At 56.3% G+C, this 20651-nt stretch carries 21 protein-coding genes; 12 read left to right on the top strand and 9 right to left on the bottom strand.

Annotated elements, in window-relative coordinates; genetic code table 11:
• A complete protein-coding gene (locus ACN0XM_RS05565; protein WP_099619327.1) occupies positions 1-471 on the top strand; it encodes an FKBP-type peptidyl-prolyl cis-trans isomerase in 471 nt (156 codons plus the stop codon).
• Here ACN0XM_RS05565 and ACN0XM_RS05560 read toward each other — a convergent pair.
• Both ACN0XM_RS05560 and ACN0XM_RS05555 read right to left on the bottom strand, forming a co-directional pair.
• The gene (locus ACN0XM_RS05560) at positions 389-1249 is read right to left on the bottom strand and encodes a lysophospholipid acyltransferase family protein (protein WP_417565925.1); all 861 of its coding nucleotides are present in this window, start codon (positions 1247-1249) and stop codon (positions 389-391) included. The genes ACN0XM_RS05565 and ACN0XM_RS05560 overlap by 83 nt on opposite strands.
• 26 nt (positions 1250-1275) lie before the next feature.
• Positions 1276-2037: a GNAT family N-acetyltransferase gene (locus tag ACN0XM_RS05555; protein ID WP_417565924.1), complete on the bottom strand. Its 762-nt coding sequence runs from the start codon at positions 2035-2037 to the stop codon at positions 1276-1278.
• 247 nt (positions 2038-2284) lie between these two features.
• Here ACN0XM_RS05555 and ACN0XM_RS05550 point away from each other — a divergent pair, with 247 nt between their 5' ends.
• The 3 genes from ACN0XM_RS05550 to glpK all read left to right on the top strand — a co-directional run bounded on the left by ACN0XM_RS05550 (position 2285) and on the right by glpK (position 6401).
• On the top strand, positions 2285-3022 hold the full coding sequence (locus ACN0XM_RS05550; protein ID WP_417565923.1) for a response regulator: 738 nt from the start codon (positions 2285-2287) through the stop codon (positions 3020-3022).
• 67 nt (positions 3023-3089) lie between these two features.
• Positions 3090-4664 (top strand): ATP-binding protein, encoded by a 1575-nt coding sequence (locus ACN0XM_RS05545; RefSeq protein ID WP_417565922.1) that lies wholly within the window; start codon positions 3090-3092, stop codon positions 4662-4664.
• Positions 4665-4919: 255 nt separating this feature from the next.
• A complete protein-coding gene (gene glpK, locus ACN0XM_RS05540; RefSeq protein WP_417565921.1) occupies positions 4920-6401 on the top strand; it encodes a glycerol kinase GlpK in 1482 nt (493 codons plus the stop codon).
• Positions 6402-6408: 7 nt separating this feature from the next.
• Here the strand turns inward: glpK and ACN0XM_RS05535 are convergent, their stop codons facing one another.
• Complete coding sequence (locus ACN0XM_RS05535) at positions 6409-7482, bottom strand: ABC transporter ATP-binding protein (protein ID WP_417565920.1); 1074 nt, start codon at positions 7480-7482, stop codon at positions 6409-6411.
• Between the two features lie 5 nt (positions 7483-7487).
• Positions 7488-8402, bottom strand: coding sequence for an ornithine carbamoyltransferase (gene argF, locus ACN0XM_RS05530; protein WP_417565919.1), 915 nt, complete (start codon positions 8400-8402; stop codon positions 7488-7490).
• A gap of 238 nt (positions 8403-8640) precedes the next feature.
• Here argF and grxD point away from each other — a divergent pair, with 238 nt between their 5' ends.
• Complete coding sequence (gene grxD, locus ACN0XM_RS05525; RefSeq protein WP_417565918.1) at positions 8641-8967, top strand: Grx4 family monothiol glutaredoxin; 327 nt, start codon at positions 8641-8643, stop codon at positions 8965-8967.
• Between the two features lie 13 nt (positions 8968-8980).
• Here grxD and ACN0XM_RS05520 read toward each other — a convergent pair whose 3' ends face one another.
• The 5 genes from ACN0XM_RS05520 to ACN0XM_RS05500 all read right to left on the bottom strand — a co-directional run bounded on the left by ACN0XM_RS05520 (position 8981) and on the right by ACN0XM_RS05500 (position 15093).
• Complete coding sequence (locus ACN0XM_RS05520; protein ID WP_417565917.1) at positions 8981-9736, bottom strand: energy transducer TonB family protein; 756 nt, start codon at positions 9734-9736, stop codon at positions 8981-8983.
• A 5-nt stretch (positions 9737-9741) separates the two neighbouring features.
• Positions 9742-11964, bottom strand: coding sequence for a DUF1631 domain-containing protein (locus ACN0XM_RS05515; protein WP_417565916.1), 2223 nt, complete (start codon positions 11962-11964; stop codon positions 9742-9744).
• 195 nt (positions 11965-12159) lie between these two features.
• The gene (locus tag ACN0XM_RS05510; RefSeq protein WP_417565915.1) at positions 12160-12762 is read right to left on the bottom strand and encodes a Yip1 family protein; all 603 of its coding nucleotides are present in this window, start codon (positions 12760-12762) and stop codon (positions 12160-12162) included.
• Between the two features lie 154 nt (positions 12763-12916).
• The gene (locus ACN0XM_RS05505; protein WP_417565914.1) at positions 12917-14200 is read right to left on the bottom strand and encodes an HlyC/CorC family transporter; all 1284 of its coding nucleotides are present in this window, start codon (positions 14198-14200) and stop codon (positions 12917-12919) included.
• Between the two features lie 86 nt (positions 14201-14286).
• On the bottom strand, positions 14287-15093 hold the full coding sequence (locus tag ACN0XM_RS05500) for a cytochrome C assembly family protein (RefSeq protein WP_417565913.1): 807 nt from the start codon (positions 15091-15093) through the stop codon (positions 14287-14289).
• 181 nt (positions 15094-15274) lie between these two features.
• Between ACN0XM_RS05500 and ffh the strand changes: the two genes are divergently transcribed.
• From ffh to ACN0XM_RS05465, 7 genes are all read left to right on the top strand, one after another.
• Positions 15275-16663: a signal recognition particle protein gene (ffh, locus tag ACN0XM_RS05495; RefSeq protein ID WP_417565912.1), complete on the top strand. Its 1389-nt coding sequence runs from the start codon at positions 15275-15277 to the stop codon at positions 16661-16663.
• A 163-nt stretch (positions 16664-16826) separates the two neighbouring features.
• Positions 16827-17066 carry a 30S ribosomal protein S16 gene (rpsP, locus tag ACN0XM_RS05490; RefSeq protein WP_417565911.1) on the top strand — a complete coding sequence of 80 codons (240 nt, stop codon included), beginning with the start codon at positions 16827-16829 and terminating at the stop codon, positions 17064-17066.
• A 27-nt stretch (positions 17067-17093) separates the two neighbouring features.
• Complete coding sequence (rimM, locus tag ACN0XM_RS05485; protein ID WP_417565910.1) at positions 17094-17621, top strand: ribosome maturation factor RimM; 528 nt, start codon at positions 17094-17096, stop codon at positions 17619-17621.
• A gap of 3 nt (positions 17622-17624) precedes the next feature.
• Positions 17625-18371: a tRNA (guanosine(37)-N1)-methyltransferase TrmD gene (trmD, locus tag ACN0XM_RS05480; protein ID WP_417565909.1), complete on the top strand. Its 747-nt coding sequence runs from the start codon at positions 17625-17627 to the stop codon at positions 18369-18371.
• Between the two features lie 37 nt (positions 18372-18408).
• The gene (gene rplS, locus ACN0XM_RS05475; RefSeq protein WP_417565908.1) at positions 18409-18765 is read left to right on the top strand and encodes a 50S ribosomal protein L19; all 357 of its coding nucleotides are present in this window, start codon (positions 18409-18411) and stop codon (positions 18763-18765) included.
• Between the two features lie 112 nt (positions 18766-18877).
• The gene (gene xerD / locus ACN0XM_RS05470; RefSeq protein ID WP_417565907.1) at positions 18878-19780 is read left to right on the top strand and encodes a site-specific tyrosine recombinase XerD; all 903 of its coding nucleotides are present in this window, start codon (positions 18878-18880) and stop codon (positions 19778-19780) included.
• Positions 19781-19902: 122 nt separating this feature from the next.
• Positions 19903-20634, top strand: a complete 732-nt coding sequence (locus ACN0XM_RS05465) for a DsbC family protein (RefSeq protein ID WP_417565906.1) — start codon at positions 19903-19905, stop codon at positions 20632-20634.
• Positions 20635-20651: the final 17 nt, after the last annotated feature.

Raw genomic sequence — 20651 nt, 5'->3', positions numbered from 1 at the left:
ATGACAGCTTCACAAGCAAGACCCGACGTTTTTACTATCCACTATGTGCTGAAGAACAAGATTGGCGAACTGGTTGATACTTCTGAAGGCAGCGAGCCTCTGCATTTTGTCTATGGCAGCCCTGAGATTATTGAGGGTATCCAGCAAGCCGTGAAGGACCGCAATGTGGGTGACTGCCTTGAAGTGACCGTACCGCCGGCGATGGCCTATGGCGAGCACAAGCCGGAGCTGGTGCGCAAGGTACCGCGCTCACTGTTTGAAGGGATTGAAAACCTGCAGGTTGGCATGAAATTTCAGACCAACACCGGGGATGAGGCGCAAATCGTGCAGGTCGTCGGTATTGATGGCAACCTGGTCCGGGTTGATGCCAACCACCCGTTGGCGGGTTTTACACTGTACTTTGACCTGGAGATTGTCGGCCGCCGTGAAGCGACGGAAGACGAGGTCGCTCAGGGTCGCCCGCTGTTCTGATCGGGCAGTCATCGCCCTGATCCAGCTCGCCCCTGTGGGTGCGGGCGAGTCCATCCAGTATCAGCTCACGGAGCCGGCGGCTAAGGTCGCCGGTTCCGGTTTCAACCGCTGGATCCACGGACGTATGGAAAATCACGTCGACCCTTGCCGATGGCTGTTGGAGCATTCTCAGCAGGTGGGTGTGAAACTCATCGTCACCAATGAACGGGGCCAGATGGTCTGGCCGCCCTGCGCGCCGGTAGCTGATGGTGACCGGCTGAACCGGAGTATTGCTGTCCGGGCCAGCCTTCAGTAGCAGTCCGTGGAAAGGAAGTACGGTCAATCCGGCACTGGTTGTGCCCTCCGGGAAAACCAGAACGGACTCTCCCGCCCCCAGGTTTTCCATGATCTGGCTGCGGACCCGCCTGGCCTGACCACCACCGCGCCTGATAAAAAGCGTGCCCGCCTGTCTGGCGAGCCAGCCAATCAACGGCCACTGACCGACCTCCGCTTTGGATAGGAACCGGACCTGTGCCAGGCTTCCCAGAATTGGAATGTCCAGCCAGCTGATGTGATTGCTGACAAACAGAACGGTGCTATCTGAGGGACTGCCGTGCTGGTGTATGTCCAGTCCCAGGCAGCGGCAGGCCCACCGGAAGCAGAATCCTGCCCAGGGCGTCCGGTCGATGGGTTTCCCGGTGGCCAGTTCAGTGAGCCGCAATCCCGCAGCCAACATCGTGGTCGCTGCCAGAAAAGCAACAAAACCGGTGAGGCGAACACCCAGTCGGAACCAGCCCATCCCTCAACCTCCTCTGATTTACGGGTTCAGGATGCCGTGCGCATGAAGTGCCGGCTATAGCGGCCGGCCAGCTTGCTGACTTCCAGCACAACCAGAAGGTCCGCGCAACGGAATTCCGGATCCCAGCATGGTTCACCGCAGACTCTCGCACCCAGGCGCATGTAGGCGCGAATAAGTGCGGGTACGTCAACCGGGCGGTCGTTGTCCCGGGTATGGGTCAGATGCGGCAGCTCCCGGAGCGGTTTGACCCAAAACGCCGGATCAGCCAGATATTCTTTCTGGAGATGGCGGGCAATGCGCCAGGCTCTCAGGCCGCCGTCGGACATACCGATGCTGGCGCAGCCAATAATATAGTTCACGCCCCGTTCAACCATGTATTCAGCGACCGCAGACCAGAGCAGGCCGATAGTTGCGCCATTACGATAGTCCGGATGGACACAGGTGCGTCCCAGTTCGGCGAGGGTCCCCGGCAGTTTTTCCAGGGTGCTCAGGTCGAACTCGCCCGCTGAGTAAAAGCCGCCAACGGCCCGGGTATTTGCCTGGTGCAGGATCCGGGTAGTTGCCACCAGTTCGCCGGAATCCAGGTCCGTCACAATGAGGTGGTCACACACGGCATCGAACGCGTCGGCATCGATTCCCGTTGTTTCCGCACCCAGGTCACTTCCGTACTCTTCCGAGAACACCCGGTATCGTAGGCGCTGCGCTGCGCCCACCAGTTTCGGGCACCGGGTCATGTCGGTTTTCAGCTGACGTGCACTGCGACGGGCTTTCGCGGTCTGTGTGGTCATGGCATGGTCTCTTTTGTTTCCATTTCCCGACAAGCCTATGAAGTCGGTGTGACACATCAGTGACCACGAGGTGACGTGTCTATGACATTGCAGGGCAAACCGACTTCGCCGCGAGCTGTGTGACGGGCTGTAACGAAGCCGCGGTTCCATGTATATTTCTGAATAGCATGTATAATTGCTGTTACAGCAGGTTGCCTGTATTGTCAGGTACACAGAATGACCTGAAACCGGAATAACAAAACCAGAGATGGATGGCGTGGAACAGACAAACGAAAGTTGGCGAATTCTGATTGTCGAGGACGACGAGCGGTTGGCTGAGTTAACCCGTGAGTATCTTGAAAGCAATGGGTTGACCGTCTCCCTGGAAACTCATGGTGGTCCAGCGGTGGAGCGGATCCGCAACGAACAGCCCGACCTGGTGGTGCTGGATCTGATGTTGCCGGGGGAAGATGGCCTGTCCATCTGCCGCCGGGTGCGTCCCTTCTATTCCGGCCCTATCATCATGCTGACAGCCCGCACGGATGACCTGGATCAGGTTCTTGGTCTGGAGATGGGTGCAGACGATTACATCGGCAAGCCAGTTAAGCCGAGGGTTTTACTTGCCCGTATCCGCGCCATGCTGAGACGGGTAACCGAAACTGGGCAGGGGTCGGCTGATGAATCGAGCGGTGAAGAGCCGGTGCGTCTTCAATTCAATGATCTGGTTGTCGACCGCTCCATGCGGGAAGCCTGGTTGAATGAAGAGAGTATCGATCTGACCAGCGCTGAATTCGACCTGCTCTGGCTGCTGGCCAGCAATGCGGGCCGGGTGTTGAGCCGGGAAGAAATCTTTACGGCACTGCGCGGCATCGAGTATGACGGCCAGGACCGCTCCATCGACGTGAGGGTGTCTCGGATTCGCCCCAAAATCGGCGATGACCCTATCCATCCGCGGCGCATCAAGACCGTTCGCAGTAAAGGCTATCTGTTCGTAAAGGAAGCCTGACGATTCGGTCTCGGGAACCGGTGTGCAAACCCCCTGCTCACCGGTGGTCCAAGCCAGGGTTGGTACTATGCCCCTGAAGTTCTTATTCAAACTCTATGCCCGTCTTGCCGGCCTCACTGCGCTGGTTGTTCTTTTGTGTGTTCTCCTGTTTACCGGCATCAATTCAGTTCGTTCCCAGTTCTGGCATGAGCGTTTTCCTGAGCCTGTGATGCGGTGGCTGGCAGCAGCGCCGGCGCCGGCGCAGCAATATCATTGGCTGAGATCAACCGTTGATCTGCGTGTCGGGCCCGCTTCGGAGTTCGAAATTTCTCAGGTTGCGCTTGAGAGGCTGGGTTACGGCCAGGTGGTCGGAATTGAGAGTGGTGCCGGATATCGGGTTCTCATCATGGGTCTCTCCGGGCAGATTTTGCAACTGCGCCTGACCGACCCCTACCGCGGTGTGGCTGAAACCACCGGGCTGTTCTTCCGTTGGCATCTTGACTCAGCATCGCCCGAGAATCGTCCCGATGTTGCTGCTCAAATGGCGCAGGCTCTCGATGTTGAGGTTCGTGCTCTGGATGACTCGACCCTTTTGCCGGGTTCGGATGTTCTGGACCAGGTTGCCGAGCGTGGCCTGGCATTCTACACAGAAGGCTCTGATGGTTGTGGCCGAGTCATTATTCAACTGTCGGACGGTGAGCTGTTCCGGATTGATATACCAGCTCCTTTCAATGCCTGGTCTTGGCCCGTTGTTCTGCTGTTGGTTATGGTGATGGGTGGAGTGCTTGCGGCCGCCCTGTTCCTGGCGCTACGGGAAGTGGATAACAATCTCAGAACCGTCGAGTCGGTGGCGGTTCGCATAGCTCGCGGTGAAATGGGAGCGAGGGTTCAGGCGGGCGAAGGGACCCTGGTTTCCAGACTGGCCTCTTCCTTTAATGGCATGGCGGAACATATCCAGCGGCTGGTACAGGTGCAGCGGGAAATGATTCATGCGGTATCCCACGAATTGCGCACCCCGGTGGCTCGAATCCGGTTTGGTGTGCAGATGATCGAAGATTGCCAGGATCAGGCTTCCTTGCAAAAACAGCTGGACGGCATCGACGGCGATATTCAGGAGCTGGATGAGCTGATTGACGAGATTCTTACCTATGCCAGGCTGGAGCAGGGTGGCCCGGTCTTCTCTCTTCAGGAAACCTCGGTAACCGACATTGTCCGGCAGGTGGTTTCGGAGCAACAACTGGTACGACCGGAGCTGAGTATTCAGGGCAATATTGATGAGATGTCCGAACGTTGGGCACTGTCGGATGTTGAACCCCGCTATCTGCACCGGGCTATTCAGAATCTGGTTGGTAATGCAGGTCGCTACGCGGCTGGTAAGGTCGTCGTGAGCTGTCATTTTGACGAGGATAACTGCCGGATTGATGTCGAGGATGATGGCCCCGGAATTCCAGAGGGGGATTGGGAAAAGGTGTTCACGGCCTTTGCCCGTCTCGACGACAGCCGTACCCGCACCTCCGGAGGTTACGGACTGGGTTTGTCCATCGTCCGACGGATTCTGTATTGGCATGGCGGCCAGGCCTTCGTCAGCAGAAGTGACAACCTCGGCGGCGCCAGGTTCAGCCTGGTCTGGCCCAGAAAGAAACCACTGGATTCAATTGTGTGAACCAGTCCTCGCTGACTCACCTGATGTAACAAAGCTGCTACACAAGCGCTACTGAAGTTTCCTGTGTCCGCGTCAATAATAATAAGCGTAAGGGATGACTTTTGAGGTTGTAGTTCTTACGAACTTTCCTTGTTTCATTCGTCATTTGAGGGCCGGTTTTCCGGCCCTTTTTTTTGTCTGCCGCCAAATTCCGGATTAGTCACGCTTTCCCGGCTGCTCTGCTGTTAGAATCAAATAAACAACAGGAGGCCGTTCATGACCCGCTATCTGCTCGCCATTGACCAGGGCACAACCAGCTCCCGAGCCATCGTTTTCGACCAGACGGGCAACAGCCTTGCTACTGAGCAACTGGAGTTCCATCAGTATTTCCCAAGGGACGGTTGGGTTGAGCATGATGCCCTGGAAATCTGGGACAGTACTCTGGCGGTGTGCCGGGGTGTCCTGGACAAGGCTGGTATTGAGGCCGGTGACCTGGCCGGCATCGGCATCACCAATCAGCGCGAAACCACAGTGGTCTGGGAACGGGCCACCGGCAAGCCCATACATCATGCCATTGTCTGGCAGGACCGGCGGACGGCCTCCTGGTGTACCAAACTCAAGGCAGACGGGCACGAAGATAGCATTGTCGAGCGGACGGGGCTGCTAATCGACCCCTATTTCTCCGCGACCAAGATCGCCTGGATACTGGACAATGTGGAGGGTGCCCGTGCGCGGGCAGAATCCGGCGACCTGGCGTTCGGCACAGTGGACAGTTGGTTGCTCTGGAATCTTACTGGCGGAAAGTCGCATTACACCGACGCCACCAATGCCTCGCGCACAGCGCTTTTCAACATTCACGAGCAGGACTGGGACGACGAACTTCTGGCCCTGTTCCGTGTGCCCCGAGCCCTGCTGCCGGATGTGCTGGACAGTGCCGCGGACTATGGCACGTCGGAATCACATTGGCTGGGAGGCCCGGTCATGATTGCGGGTATTGCCGGCGATCAACACGCTGCTCTGGTGGGGCAGGCCTGTTTCAAACCAGGCATGGCCAAGAGCACCTATGGCACCGGGTGCTTTCTGATGCTCAATACGGGGGATCAGGCCGTTCGGTCTGAGAACCGTTTGCTGACAACTATGGCCTACCGCCTCAATGGCAAGCCCTGTTACGCAGTGGAGGGCAGCATTTTTGTCGCCGGTGCTGCCATGCAGTGGCTGAGGGACGGGCTGAAGCTGATTGCACATGCCAATGAGTCCGCAGCCCACGCAGAGGTCGTTGGTGTGGAGAACCCGGTTTATCTGGTGCCGGCATTCACCGGTCTGGGCGCGCCGCACTGGGACCCCCATGCCCGAGGGGCAATCATGGGCCTGACTCGGGATACGGGGATTGGCGAGATAGTCACGGCGGGTTTGCAATCGGTGTGTTACCAAACGAAAGACCTGGTTCGCGCTATCCAGAATGATGGCGCCCGGCTTGAATCCCTGCGAGTAGATGGCGGTATGGTGGTGAATGACTGGGTGATGCAGTTCCTGGCGGACATTTTGAATGTCACCGTTGATCGGCCACGGGTAACGGAAACAACGGCACTTGGGGTCGCCTACCTCGCCGGACTGCAGACGGGCGTGTTTGAGAGTCTTGAGCAGATATCCGGTCTTTGGGAATGTGAGCGGCAGTTCCATCCCGGCATGCGGTCAGCCCTGCGAGAATCCCTCTATGCCGGTTGGATTGATGCCGTGGAGCGGGTCTGTAACAACTGATCGTGGTTCAGGCGGTGCGCTCAAAAGCGATCAGGTGATCCGCCTCCACGCGCACCGGCACATGCTCGCCCAGATGAAAGTCCAGGTGGCTTCGGAACAGCGCCTCAAATTCGGTGTCTTCCGAACAGCGGAAACGGTAGAGCGTTGAGGTGCCTGCGAAGGTTTTCTCAATGACCTTAGGTCGAAGATTCGAGTCTGGATCGTGGACAATGTCATCCGGCCGGATCAGTACGTCTACGAGAGTGCCCGAGGACCACTTGTAGGCCCGGTTGCCGTGAATAATGCCGAGTTCCGATTCAATAGTGTCCGGCCCCAGTGCCGTACCTGGGATGAATCCTCCTTGGCCGACGAAGCTGGCCACGAAGCGGTTTGCCGGCTCATGATAGAGGTTGTAAGGCACGTCCCACTGCTGGATCATGCCGTCCCGCAACACCGCAACCTGGTCGCACATGGCGAAGGCTTCCTGTTGATCGTGGGTCACCAGGATAGCGCTGATCCCCAGTGTCTTGAGAATTTCACGAACGTCCAGGCTCAGGCGTCGGCGCAAGTCCGCATCCAGATTGGAAAATGGCTCGTCCAGCAGGATCAGGGTCGGTTCGGGTGCCAGCGCGCGAGCCAGGGCAACTCGTTGCTGCTGGCCGCCGGACAGTTCATGGGGGTAGTTCTCGGCCAGGTCCTGGAGGTGAACGACATTGAGCAGCTCCATGATCTTCTGTCGTTTTTCCGCCTTGCCCAGAGTGCGCAGGCCAAAGCCAACGTTATCGGCAATTGTCAGGTGCGGAAACAGGGCATAGTCCTGGAATACCATGCCGATCCGACGCTTCTCGGGCGGAAGGGTGCGGCCGGGCAGGCTGATGGCCTGAGACTGGAGGCAGATTTCACCACCCGTCAGCGGTAGAAAGCCGGCGAGGGCCCGCAAAATGGTGCTTTTACCGCAGCCGCTGGGACCCAGTAGGCAGCCGATGTCCCCGTGGCTCAGGGCGAAGCTGACATCCTTGACCACGGAATCCCCGCCGTAGCCACAAGACAGGTTGTTGACCTCAAGCAGCCAGTCTGCAGAAGATTGCGCGGTCGTACTCATGGGGGTCAGTCCAGGTGGTTCAGGATGAGAAACTCAAGCAGGGCCTTCTGGGCGTGCAGGCGGTTTTCAGCCTCGTCCCACACCACCGAGGCGGGATGTTCCATCATGTCTGCGGAAATCTCTTCGCCCCGGTGTGCCGGGAGGCAATGCATGAACAAGGCGTCTTTATCCGCCACGGCCAGCAGTTTCGAGTTGATCTGGTAGCCACTGAAGGCTTGCTCACGGGCTTTTTGTTCGTCCTCCTGGCCCATGGAGGCCCAGACATCGGTTACCAACAGGTTGGCATTGCGCGCGGCCTCCGTCGGTTCTCGAAACAGGGTTATCCGATCGCTGTGTGCCTTGATCAGGGATTCGGCGGGCTCGTAGCCTTCGGGGCAGGCAATATTCAGGTGGAAATCAAACTGGGCCGCCGCGTTGATGTAGGAATGGCACATGTTGTTGCCATCGCCGATCCAGGTCACGGTGGCGCCGCGAATGCTGCCCCGATGCTCTCGGTAAGTCTGCATATCGGCAAGCAACTGGCAGGGGTGGAACTCATCCGTCAGGGCATTGATAACGGGCACCCGGGAAGCAGCGGCGAAACACTCGACAGTTTCATGCGCAAAGGTGCGTATCATCACCGCATCCACCATGCTCGAAATAACGATGGCGGAGTCTTCAATGGGTTCGCCCCGGCCAAGCTGGGTATCCCGTGGCGACAGGAACAATGCGGAACCGCCAAGCTGAGCCATGCCGGCTTCAAAGGAAACCCGGGTTCGCGTTGATGACTTTTCGAAAATCATCGCAAGCACACGATTTTCGAGAGAGTTGCGAACCTTGCCCTGACGCCATTCTTTGCGCAGAGCCGTGGCATGATCAACCAGGCTTTCCAGCTCACTGGTTGTCATGTCATTCAATGTCAGAAAATGTCTTGCCGCCATGAAATGGCCCTTATCTCAACGAACCCCGCGGCGGGCGGGATTGCCTGAACGTTGGCTGTAAAAACGGGGCATCAAGTCTAGCCCTTCGGGGCAGGTATGACAACGCTGCAACCGGGCCGGAACCAGTGGCGTTGTCTGAGGTCAAATCACGGTGTTTGGTGAGCGGTCAAGCACCCGTGTACAATAGCTTTAATTAAATTGCCGTGTGGCAAGACTGTTCCAACAGAGGTGAATGTTCATGGATATTAATGAAACCATCAAAAGCCAGCTAGACGAAAACCCGATCATCCTCTACATGAAGGGCAGTCCCCAAGCGCCCCAGTGTGGCTTTTCCGCCAAAACCGTGCAGGCTCTGATGGCCTGTGGCGAGCGTTTTGCGTTTGTGAATATCCTGGACAACCAGGAGCTCCGAGAGGGCCTCAAGGTCTACTCCAGCTGGCCGACCTATCCCCAGCTGTACATCAACGGCGAGCTCGTTGGCGGTTGTGACATCATTCTGGAAATGTCTGAGAGTGGTGAGCTGGCCAAGATGGTCAAAGAGGCAGCAAAGCAGGCAGAAGCCTGAAACCAGTCCTTGGTCAGAGCCGTTTCGGGGTAAACACCAGTTCAACCTCGAAACGATTCTGGCTGTTTCCGCCCTCGGGCGGTCTGGGGTAGGGACTTGCCGCTAGAGCCGCCCGATAGGCGGCTTCATCGATACCTTCAATTCCCGTCGATTTGAGCACCTTTGCCCGGGTCAGGGCACCGTTACCAAGCAGCTGCAATTCCACCTCCATTGCCACAGTCCGGGACAGTTCCCTTATTGCCGGAACCCTGACTTGTTCAAGCTGGCGTGCCAGGTGTGTTGCCAGGATTGCCGTGTATGGATCCTGCTCCGCTGGAAATTTGGTTATGCGGGTTATCGTTGCGTCAGTGGTTTTCACTTCCGGCTGGGCAACCTCCCAGGCGCGGGCGCTGTTGCTGGTGGTTGATTTGCTGGTGCTCTCCGATGTTTCGGACTTTGGTGCAGGCGCCTCGGAGGGAATCTGTTTGGATGCATCTGGGGGCGCAGGCTTCTGCCGGGTTATTATCGGTTCGACAGGCTCCGCCGAGAAACGTGGAATGGGAGCTATCGGACGATCGGTTGCAGAGGATTCCGGGCTGGGGTGAGAAGTCTCGTGGTCCCCCGGATAAATCAGTTCAAATTTCAGGCTTTCGCGATGGGGCTCCTTTTGCTCTCTGACCGGCGAGGGAATGCCAGAGAGCAAAAGGGTGTGCAACAGTAGCGCCAGGGATAACGCAAGGCCGATCCGGTACCTTGCCGGAAGGCTGCTGGCGCTGCCTTCTTCGACCATTAATGTCAGGCCGTTTTGCTCCGCAGGGTGCCGACAACAGCGTCTAGGGCGCGGTCGATCAGAGCGCCCTGCTCCAGCAGAGTCAGGCGGCCACGGCGCATTTCATGGGCCAGCTGTATCCGTGTTTTCTCGATTACCTTCAGCCCCATCCGATTCACAAAAACAAAGCAGTCGGCTTCCTCGATAATGGCGGAAAGCTTGCAGCGGAAGTTGGCGCCATTGACCATGCGAAATTCTACCCAGTTACCTATTTCAACGCTCTCAATCTGGGCGACATACTCGGAAATTGCAGCTTCTTCCAGCTCCTGTTGCCTTTCGACCGCGGTCTGATGAACGGTCGCGATCTCCTCTTCTTCAGCCTCTTGCGGCGAGTCCTGCCGTGCTTCTATGGCCGCATTGGTTCTGAATGCTTCGGCCAGTTCATGTTTCAGGTGACCCATCATTTCGTCCAGCCTGGACGAATTGTAGGAAACTTCCTCCAGGCCTGATTTCAGAGCTTTCAAAAGGCCCGGGACAACCCGAACCCACTGGTCTCTCTCCTCATCCTCCTGGTGGGGATGCAGGCACCAGATCAGATCATCAACCACCTTCACCGTCGCATTCCAGCGATGCTCAACGTCGTCCCGGAGGTAAGCAAGAAACATCACTCGACTCCAGCCATTCATCAGAATGTCATGGATCGATTCTGGCAGTTTGTAGCGTGATACTTTTTCTTTCAGCAAGTTGTCGACGGTTTGCTGTGCTGTCTGAGACTTGATTCGGCCTCGTTCCGATTCCCGTGTCCGCTGCTCAACCAGCGAGGCTTTGCGGTTTTCCCGTTCCAGGAACTGCTCAAACTCCTGGTTCAATGTCTCGAACAGCGCTATGTTCCCATCAAATTCGTTGAGAATCCTCTGAACGATGTTGTGGATCTGGCTGTACAGCTTATCCTTAGTTTTCTCGTCGCTGCTACTCCACCCGATGCCTGCCCGGGCAAGGGAGTTCAGCAAACGTCTGGCCGGGTGTGTGGCCTGGCTAAAGAAGCTTTTGTCCCGAATGACCACTTTGAGTATCGGAATCTGAAGGCGGCTGATTAATACCTGGACCGGAGCAGACAGGTTGTAATCATCAAGAATAAATTCGAACAACATGGAGACCAGGTTGATAAGGTCTTCGTCGACCTCGTTCAACGCCGGTTTTCGGCCATCCCCTGCATCTGCCTTGGCAAGCAACTGTTGCATCAGCTCTCTTAGATCGATACTGACGGGCTGCCCGTAACTCAGGTCGCCTTGGTCGTGCCGGGCGCTAGCCAGAGGCAGCGAATTCAGCAGACTGGCCAGCTCGGAATCGCCAACGACGCGAACATTGGGGTCGGCTGATCGAGGCGGAATCCCTGCATTGGCCCTTTGAAGTGCCAGCATCTGCCTGATCTGGTTAAAAACGGCGCTGCTGGGAGCGGACATTCCTGCCGCTGTGTGGGTTGCTGCGTCTGAGGCTCCGGATGCCTCTTTGCTGGTGTCTTGCGCCTTGGAAGCATCAGGTTGCTGTCCTGCTTTGCCGTGATAACGAAAATTCGGGATGATGCCGGCCTGAATCAGAATGCGGTTTGCTTCGTCCAGCAGCATCCCGAGGTTGGAGACAACGTACCTGTCAAATTGCTTGAGCAGAATCAGGCGTTCCCGGATCTGAATTTCCAGTGCCTGTATTGCCTCAGTAAAGGCGCTGCAAAGGTGTTCCGGCGCCATCGGGTTAACCGGTGATTCGTCGGTGGCCTCGGGATAAACCTGACTGAAGCGGGTCTGAAGTTGGAGCAGTGGACCCTGAAAATGGGCTTTCGCTTTAGTAATCATGGCGTTGAGCGCAACCTGCTCTTCCAGTTCGTCATTGCCAACCAGAGACAGGCTGTCGGCGCTTGCCTGCTTGCTCAGATTTTCTTCCTGTAGAGGGCCGGTATGGGGTGGGTTCGCGAAGTACTGGGCGACTGTGTTCTGGAAATGCCGCTCCACACCTTTTCGCTTTATGCGGATTTCACGCATCGCTTCAAAATACCGATTCTGTTCGTTATTGCTGCGTGCGTTGTTGGCCAATTCGAACAGTGAATCGTCGACGGCGTCGAAAGCGCCCTGCAGCAAGTCACCCAGCCCGGCGACGACGGTGTCCCGTATGCGGGTGACCTCCGCAGGAACCGGTTTGTTACTTCCTGCTTCCCGATGCTCGCGGAGGTAATGTATGCCGGACTGCTTGTTCATGGCAGACTCCTGTTTACGCCTCAACCGGATACATGACCGAGCTCAAGATCCTTGTATTCTCGTTATCGGCTAAATTTACCGCATTTTCGCTAAAGTTAACATGACTAAACGCTAACGTGGGACCGAGTTCAAAAAACACAGGGTGCCCCTCAGGACACCCTCATACAGGTTGCTGACTGGCCAGAGATATCGCGGTCAGTTTACATAAACAGGGCCTATACCCATACTCCAGATGACCACGCTGATGGCCAGCAAGGCAACAAACATCACCAGGCCAACCGTAAGTACAGCAGATGCAAACATGAATCCCCGCTCTTCCGGGATTTTCATCAGGATAGGGAGTCCTTCGTAGAGCAGGTAGACTGCATAGGCAGCAGCGACGAGCCCTGCCAGCATATTGACCCAGATATTAGGGTACGCAGCGATAACGCCGATCAGGAAGATCGGCGTAGCTGTGTAAGCTGCAAGGGTGACGCCCCTGGGTATCCTCTCAACCGCATCGTAGGTGGAGGCAAAAAAATCGATGAACTTGCCCAATACAAAAATGCCCGCAAGAACGGCGACATAGAACAGCGCCGATAGCTGAAACGCGCTGGCTGTGGAAAGTCGGACTATCTGGCCATCGCCAATTTGCCAGCCAACCTGAGTGGTTCCATAAAACCCTGCTACTGCTGGGATCAGAGCCAGCAGCAAAATGTGGCCGGCATATAGTCTCGTAACAGATTCGGATTCTTTGCGTATCGCTTCCCATTCCTGATCCGGATGAGTAAGCAGGCCAAAACTGTGAGTCAGACTCATGGACGAATTCCTTGTGTTTGTTTTTGTGTCGCACGCCCCTTCAGTGTTGGTGGGGGATTGATAGTGGTCAAGCCAGTGATTACATTTTGATCTTTCAAGAAAGGGCGCCACTATAACTAAAGAGTCTATAGCGACAGGGGAAGGGCGGGTTTATTCAGGTTAGCGAAAGTGAGCGCTTTCTGCGCTTTTTCGGATGCACAATAGCTGCTTTCACGACATTGTCCTTAATCTGCAGCACTTCCACCCGGTGCCCACCCACTTTCAGGCAGACGTTGGTGTCCGGGATATTTTCCAGGGTTTCGGTAATCAGGCCGTTGAGGGTTTTGGGGCCATCAGTGGGAAGTTTCCATCCCAGGGTCTTGTTGATGGTGCGCACGGCGGATGCGCCGTCAATGATAAAGGTGCCGTCGTCCTGGGGAATGATGTCCGGGCTGGTTGCCGCGTAATCGGTTGTGAAGTCGCCAACAATCTCTTCCAGTATGTCTTCCAGCGTCGCAAGGCCGAGAACGTCACCATACTCGTCGACCACCACACCAAACCTGCGTCGGCCTTTCTGGAAATTGATCAGCTGGGTATTCAGCGGTGTACTTTCCGGGACGAAGTAGGGTTCCTGGCAAAGCTGCATGATCATGGCCTTGTTGATTTCCTCCTGCTGAAGCAGCTTGGACGCGCTCCGAAGGTGCAGGATGCCCTGGATATTGTTTATGTCACCTTTGTAAACCGGCAGTCGGGTGTGCTGACTGCTCCGTAACTGGCGCAGGATCGTGTCGGTGTCGTCCTCGAGATCGATGCCAACCACCTCGTTCCGGGGCACCATGATGTCGTTCACAGTCACTTTTTCCAGATCGAGAATGCTGACCAGCATATCTTTGTGTTTGGCGGGAATCAGCGCGCCGGCCTCATTGACGAGGGTTCTGAGCTCCTCTCGGCTGAGGTGGTCATTGGCAGCATCTGCCGCAGAAACTCCAAGGAGCTTCAATATGCCGCCGGTAAACAGGTTCACTGCCCAGACAATGGGGTAAAGAATTTTCAGCAGCGGCCCTAGTATGTAGCTGGCGGGAAATGCAATCTTCTCCGGGAACAGTGCAGCCAGGGTTTTGGGGGTCACTTCCGCAAAGATCAGGATCACGATGGTCAGCAGAACCGTAGCTATTGCTATGCCGGCGTCGCCCCAGACACGTATTGCAATAACCGTGGCAATCGACGATGCGAAGATATTGACGAAGTTGTTGCCGATGAGAATAACGCCGATCAGCTGGTCTGTGCGCTGCAACAAACCCTGGGCCCGCTTGGCACCTTTATGGCCGGTCTTGGCCATATGTTTGAGGCGATACCGGTTGAGAGACATCATCCCCGTTTCTGAACTGGAGAAGAATCCGGAAAGCACGATCAGTCCGACAAGGAGAATAAACAGCGCGGTAAGCGATGTTTCGTTCAAAAGAGGTGTCCTTATATTGCTGACAAGTAGCGAAAATAGGGTGTGGGTGAGCCCCGTGTCAAGAGAGTAAAGGGCGTTTCAGGGAGTCAGCCGCCTCGCTGGAAGATAAGTTCCAGCACAAATTTGCTGCCATAGAATGCCAGCATCAGCAATGCGCAGCCCGCCAGCGTCCATCGGCTAGCCGTGATGCCGCGCCAGCCCTTGGTGTAGCGACCAATCAGTAGTGCCACGAAGACTAGCAGGGAGAGTATTGAAAACAGGGTTTTGTGGGCGAGGTTCTGGGCGAAAAGATCCTCAATGAAAAGCGCGCCGGTAACAATCGCCAGAATGAGCATTACAACGCCGGCCCATACCATCTCGAACAGCAACGACTCCATGGTTTGTAGCGGCGGCAGGTTGCGTACCAGCAAGCTGTTGTAATTATGCTTCAGTTGGCGATTCTGGAAATAGAGGAGTACAGCCTGGATAGCCGCAAGTGTAAAGAGGCTGTAGGCTGTCACTGATAATGCGATATGGGACAGCATGCCGTAGCTTTGGTCTGATACCAGTCTTGAGGGTCCATGGGTGACCAGTGCAAGGATAATCGTGAGTCCGGCCAACGGATACACGCCCAGGAACAGGCTTTGAACCGGCTTTTTCAGATTCAGCCCAAGCAGAAGGAAGACGATAAGCCAGGATATCAGCACTGAGCTTTTGAAAAAGCTGAAGTCGAAGCCACCATCATGGTGAACGGTTTGGGCTATCAGAAGGCCATGACTGGTCAGGGCGAGTACGCCAATCAGAGTGGTAATGGCAAGATTACTTTGAACCCGGCCCCTGAAATGCAGGGCTTGCAGCGCAGTACCAACGCTGTACAGAAAAAGAGAGGTGACCGCGAGAATCAGCGTTCCCATGACTTCCTTATTAACCACTGTTCAGACTGGGGATCGGCATTGGTTTCAGCCGATTTGACCGGGCTGGTCGTTTCAGGGCGATAGTCTGGTTATAATGTCGTGATTATGCAACTGGAATCAAGGAGCCGACGCCGGCTCTGTGGTTCGTGCACTCAATTTATCCGGGGTACGGAAGAGCAACATGTTTGATAACCTCCAAGACCGACTTTCCGGCAGTCTGCGCAAGATTTCCGGCCAGGCGCGCCTCACCGATGACAACATAAAGGACACCCTCAGAGAGGTGCGGATGGCACTGCTGGAGGCCGACGTTGCTCTTCCGGTAGTGAAAGATTTTGTCGAAGGTGTCCGCACGCGTGCTATCGGGCAGGAGGTGCAGCGCAGCCTTACGCCGGGCCAGGTATTCGTGAAGGTCGTTCAGCAGGAGCTTGAACGGGTGATGGGTGAGGGTAACGAGTCCCTCAACCTGAACGTTCAGCCGCCGGCCGTGATTATGATGGCCGGCTTGCAGGGTGCGGGTAAGACAACCACCGTTGCCAAGCTTTCCCGCTTTCTCAAGGAACGCCAGAAGAAATCCGTAATGGTTGTCAGTGCCGACATATACCGTCCGGCCGCGATTCGCCAGCTGGAAACCCTGGCGGGCGAGGTAGGTGTCGAGTTTTTCCCGAGCACTGCTGATCAGGATCCCGTGGCTATTGCTGAAGGCGCGATCGCTGCCGCTCGGAAGAAGCATATTGATGTAGTGATTCTCGATACCGCCGGCCGCCTCCATGTTGATGAGCAGATGATGGGTGAGATCGGCAGGCTACACAAAGCCGTTAATCCGGTCGAAACCCTGTTTGTGGTTGATGCCATGACTGGTCAGGATGCCGCCAACACAGCCAAGGCGTTCAACGACGCCTTGCCGCTGACAGGTGTGGTGTTGACCAAGACCGATGGCGACGCCAGGGGTGGCGCGGCCCTGTCCGTCCGTCACATCACAGGCAAGCCGATCAAATTCCTGGGCGTGGGGGAGAAGTCCGATGCCCTGGAGCCGTTCTACCCGGACCGGGTCGCTTCCCGGATTCTGGGTATGGGCGATGTGCTTTCCCTGATAGAAGAGGCGGAGCGAAAGCTGGACCAGAAAAAGGCCCAGAAGCTCACCAAGAAGATCAAGAAGGGCAAGAGCTTTGACCTGGAAGATTTTCGTGACCAGTTACAGCAAATGAAAAATATGGGCGGTATTGGTGGTTTGCTCGACAAGCTTCCGGGTATGGGGCAGATGGCCCAGGTGGCCCAGCAGCAGGTAAACGACAAATCCATGGGGCAGATGGAAGCCATCATTTGCTCGATGACGCCGAAGGAGCGTCGGTACCCGGACGTTATCAACAACTCCCGCAAGCGCCGGATTGCCACCGGGTCTGGCACGCAGATCCAGGATGTGAATCGTCTGCTGAAACAGCACAAGCAAATGCAGAAAATGATGAAAAAGTTTGGCAAAAAAGGTGGCATGGCGAATATGATGCGCGGCATGGGTGGTATGATGCCGCCGGGCGGCGGAGGCGGTGGCGCGCCTCCATTCGGCCGTATGTAAAAAGCCTTACACGGAAAACTGGGAAACAGCCGGTTTTCCTGTTTTCTTTGGCGTTCATTTAGCATAGAATAGCGCCCCTTTCGAGTATGGCTCTTCGCGTCAGCTGTTGTTCAGCAGGCGGGAATCGTACAAAGTTCGTACAACAGAACAGGATATTGGTTAAATGGTAATAATCCGTTTGGCTCGCGGCGGCTCCAAGAAGCGCCCGTTCTACCATCTGACAGTCACCGACAGCCGCAAATCACGCGACGGTCGTTTTATTGAACGTGTTGGCTTTTTCAATCCGGTCGCCCGGGGTCAGGAAGAGCGTCTGCGCGTAGATCGCGACCGTGTTAATCACTGGCTTGGCCAGGGTGCTCAGGCCAGCGATCGCGTTGCCCAGCTGCTGAAGGCTGCTGAGTAACTCAGTATTGACGCCGGGGTTTATGGCATGACACAGAATTCGCAGGAAACTGTGATCGGCCGGATTACCTCGGTGTTTGGGGTCAAGGGGTGGCTGAAAGTCTTCTCCTTCACGGATCCCAAGGAAGGAATACTGAACTATCCGGACTGGACTCTGGATCTGGACGGTAAACGTATTCCGGTCAAGCTGGAGGAAGGTCGCCGCCAAGGGCAGGCGATTGTCGTCAGGCTGAAAGGAATTGATGATCGTGAGCTGGCGCGTACTTATTGTGGCGCCGAGGTCAGGGTTTCCAGGGCAGAGTTGCCCGAGCTCCCCGAGGGCGAGTTCTACTGGTTTCAGCTGGAAGGTCTTGAAGTTTTCACGGTCGACGATGAGTGCCTTGGTAAAGTGCATCATCTGATTGAAACCGGTTCCAACGATGTTCTGGTGGTGCAAGCGACAGTGGGCTCCATCGATCAGCGTGAGCGCCTGATTCCCTACCTTCCAGACCAAGTGGTCCAGAAGGTTGATCTGGCTGCCAAGCGCATTGTTGTGGACTGGGATCCGGAGTTCTGACGAGTGTGGATTGGCGCAGTCAGTCTGTTTCCGGACATGTTCAGTGCGGTAACGGACTATGGGATCACGGGTAGGGCAGTCCGGGACGGTCTTCTGACTTTCCGGAGCTGGAATCCCCGAGACTATACCCACGACCGGCACCGCACCGTGGACGACCGGCCCTATGGTGGCGGCCCGGGTATGCTGATGAAAATTCAGCCCCTGCGGGATGCCATTCATGCGGCACGGGAATCAGCGCCTGGCAAGGCCTGCGTGGTTTATCTATCGCCCCAGGGCGAGACGCTGAGTCAGACTGTCGTCGAGTCGCTTGCGGCCGAAGAGCAGCTGATTCTGGTGGCGGGCCGGTACGAAGGTGTTGACGAGCGCCTGATAACGACGGAAGTCGATCGGGAAGTGTCACTGGGTGATTTTGTTCTTTCCGGTGGCGAGCTGGCAGCGATGGCTGTTATCGATGCGGTTACACGCCTCATCCCCGGAGCGCTGGGTCATGCGCAGTCGGCAGAGCAGGATTCTTTTGCTGACGGTTTGCTGGATTGTCCGCACTACACCCGGCCCGAGGTTTACGAAGGTCAGGCGGTGCCGGATGTTTTATTGGGCGGTCACCATGATCAGATCCGGCGTTGGCGACTCAAGCAGTCGCTGAGGCGAACCCGGCAGCGACGCCCCGACCTGCTTGAAAAGCGGGTGTTTACGGAAGAAGAGCGTCAGTTGCTGGAAGAGATTTTGAACGAACCGGGTGCCTCTGAATGATCAGGGCATTAACAGATTGGGTATCAGGAGCATTACGATGAGCGGCAAGAACAACATCATCAGTCAACTTGAAACAGAACAGATGGCCAAGGAAATCCCTGCGTTTGCGCCGGGTGACACCGTGGTCGTTCAGGTTCGCGTAACCGAGGGTAACCGTGAGCGTCTGCAAGCGTTCGAAGGTGTTGTCATCGGTAAGCGTAACCGCGGTATGAACTCCTCCTTCACCGTGCGCAAGATCTCTTACGGTGTGGGTGTTGAGCGTACGTTTCAGACCTTCTCCAAGCTGATTGACAGCCTCAGCGTGAAGCGTCGCGGTGACGTGCGTCAGGCCAAGCTTTACTACCTGCGCGACCTGTCTGGTAAGGCTGCTCGTATCAAGGAAAAGCTGGGCTGATCAGCGTATTGCTGAACACCAGGCAAGAAAAAAGGCAGCCCACGGCTGCCTTTTTTGCGTCTGACGATCCGGTAGGCTTGCTGTGGCTTAATCACGGTTTGAGGGCTTGGGCGTGAGATCAGAAGACGAATCAATGATTGCCCGGTTTGTTGATGCCATCTGGCTTGAAGACGGGCTTGGCGAAAAGACAAGGCAGGCATACCGGAGTGATCTGTCCCGGTTGTCGGAATGGCTAATGGACCAGCCGGGTCAACCATTACTGAAGGAAGTTCGCCGAACCGACCTTCTGGCCTGGATGTCCCGAGGACTGGCGGAAGGGATAAAGAGCTCCACGGCCGCAAGACGCCTCTCGGGGCTTCGCCGGTTTTACCGGTTTTTGTTGCGGGAAAGCCTTATCGCCGAGGACCCGACCCTGCGTATTGACAGTCCGAGGTTGCCACGACGTCTCCCGGATTCCCTGACGGAGGAGGAAGTCGATGCGCTCCTCGCCGAGCCCGACCCCGGTGTTGCCATTGAGCTCCGCGACAAGGCCATGCTGGAGATTCTCTATGGCTGTGGTCTGCGGGTGTCCGAGCTGACGGAGCTTAGGGTAGATCAGGTGAATCTGCGCCAGGGCGTGGTTCGGATTACCGGTAAGGGTGACAAGGAACGGCTGGTACCCCTGGGAGAAGAGGCTGTGGACTGGTTGCTCCAGTATATGAAAGAGGGGCGTCCTGGACTCTTGAAGGGTCGGTCCTGTGATGCGCTATTCCCGGGCAACCGGGCGGCTGCCATGACGCGTCAGACCTTCTGGCATCGCATCAAGCACTACGCCCTGAGAGTGGGTATCCGGAAACACCTTTCGCCCCATACGCTCAGGCATGCGTTTGCCACCCATCTCCTCAATCATGGTGCAGACTTGCGGGTTGTCCAGATGCTGCTCGGTCACTCGGACTTGTCCACCACCCAGATCTACACGCATGTGGCTCGCCAGCGGCTGCATTCGCTGCACCAGGCCCATCATCCCCGTGGCTGAGTGAAGGCAGGGTTCAGGGTGAACTTTCCCGGCAACGGGATGTCGCATTGAATTGATTCCCCGCCTGTGGCAATACTGCCCGGGTTATTTAACCGATTACTGTAAAAGGGTTGTCTGCCAGAATGAACATTAAAAGTCTTGTCGTGGTGCTCGGTGTCTTTGCCAGCTTGTTGGGGGCGGCCAGCGTCAGCGCTGGTGAAGTGGAAGATCGGATTGCCCAGAGCCTGACCAAAGCGGTGCCGGGTCTGAAAGTTATGTCGGTGCGGAAATCGGAGGCGAAAGGCCTCTATGAGGTGCAGAGCAATAATGGCGATACCATCTACGCCACCGAAGATGGTCAGTACCTGATGACCGGTGACCTTCTGAAGGTTACTGAGCAGGGCATCGCAAACGTCACTGAAGTTGCCCGTGCGGACGCTCGGAAAGCGACGATGACGGAGTTTGGTGACGATGGCGTAATCAGTTTTCCGGCAAAGAATGAAAAGGCCGTGGTGAGCGTCTTTACCGATATCGACTGCCCTTACTGCCGGAAGCTGCACGACGAGGTGCCGCAACTCAACGAGTATGGCATTACGGTCAATTACTACGCGTTTCCCCGCTCAGGCCCCAATACGGCGTCATTCAGGAAGTACGAATCGGTCTGGTGTGCGGGTAATCAGCAGGCTGCCATGGACGCTGCCAAGGCAGGCCGCAAGGTTGATGAGGCAAACTGCGAAAATCCGGTTCAGGAGCAGTACCAGCTTGGCGGCCGGGTTGGCGTAACTGGTACGCCGGCCATTGTGCTGGAAGATGGCAACATGGTCCGTGGTTATGTCCCGGCGAAACGTTTGGCAGAGGGTCTTGGGCTGCTCTGACAGCAGTTTTGATCGTG

This window comes from Marinobacter sp. (assembly GCF_048269445.1).
GTDB lineage: Bacteria > Pseudomonadota > Gammaproteobacteria > Pseudomonadales > Oleiphilaceae > Marinobacter.
The sequence above is the reverse complement of the archived record's forward strand: the minus strand, read 5'-3'. Positions and strand labels throughout refer to the sequence as shown.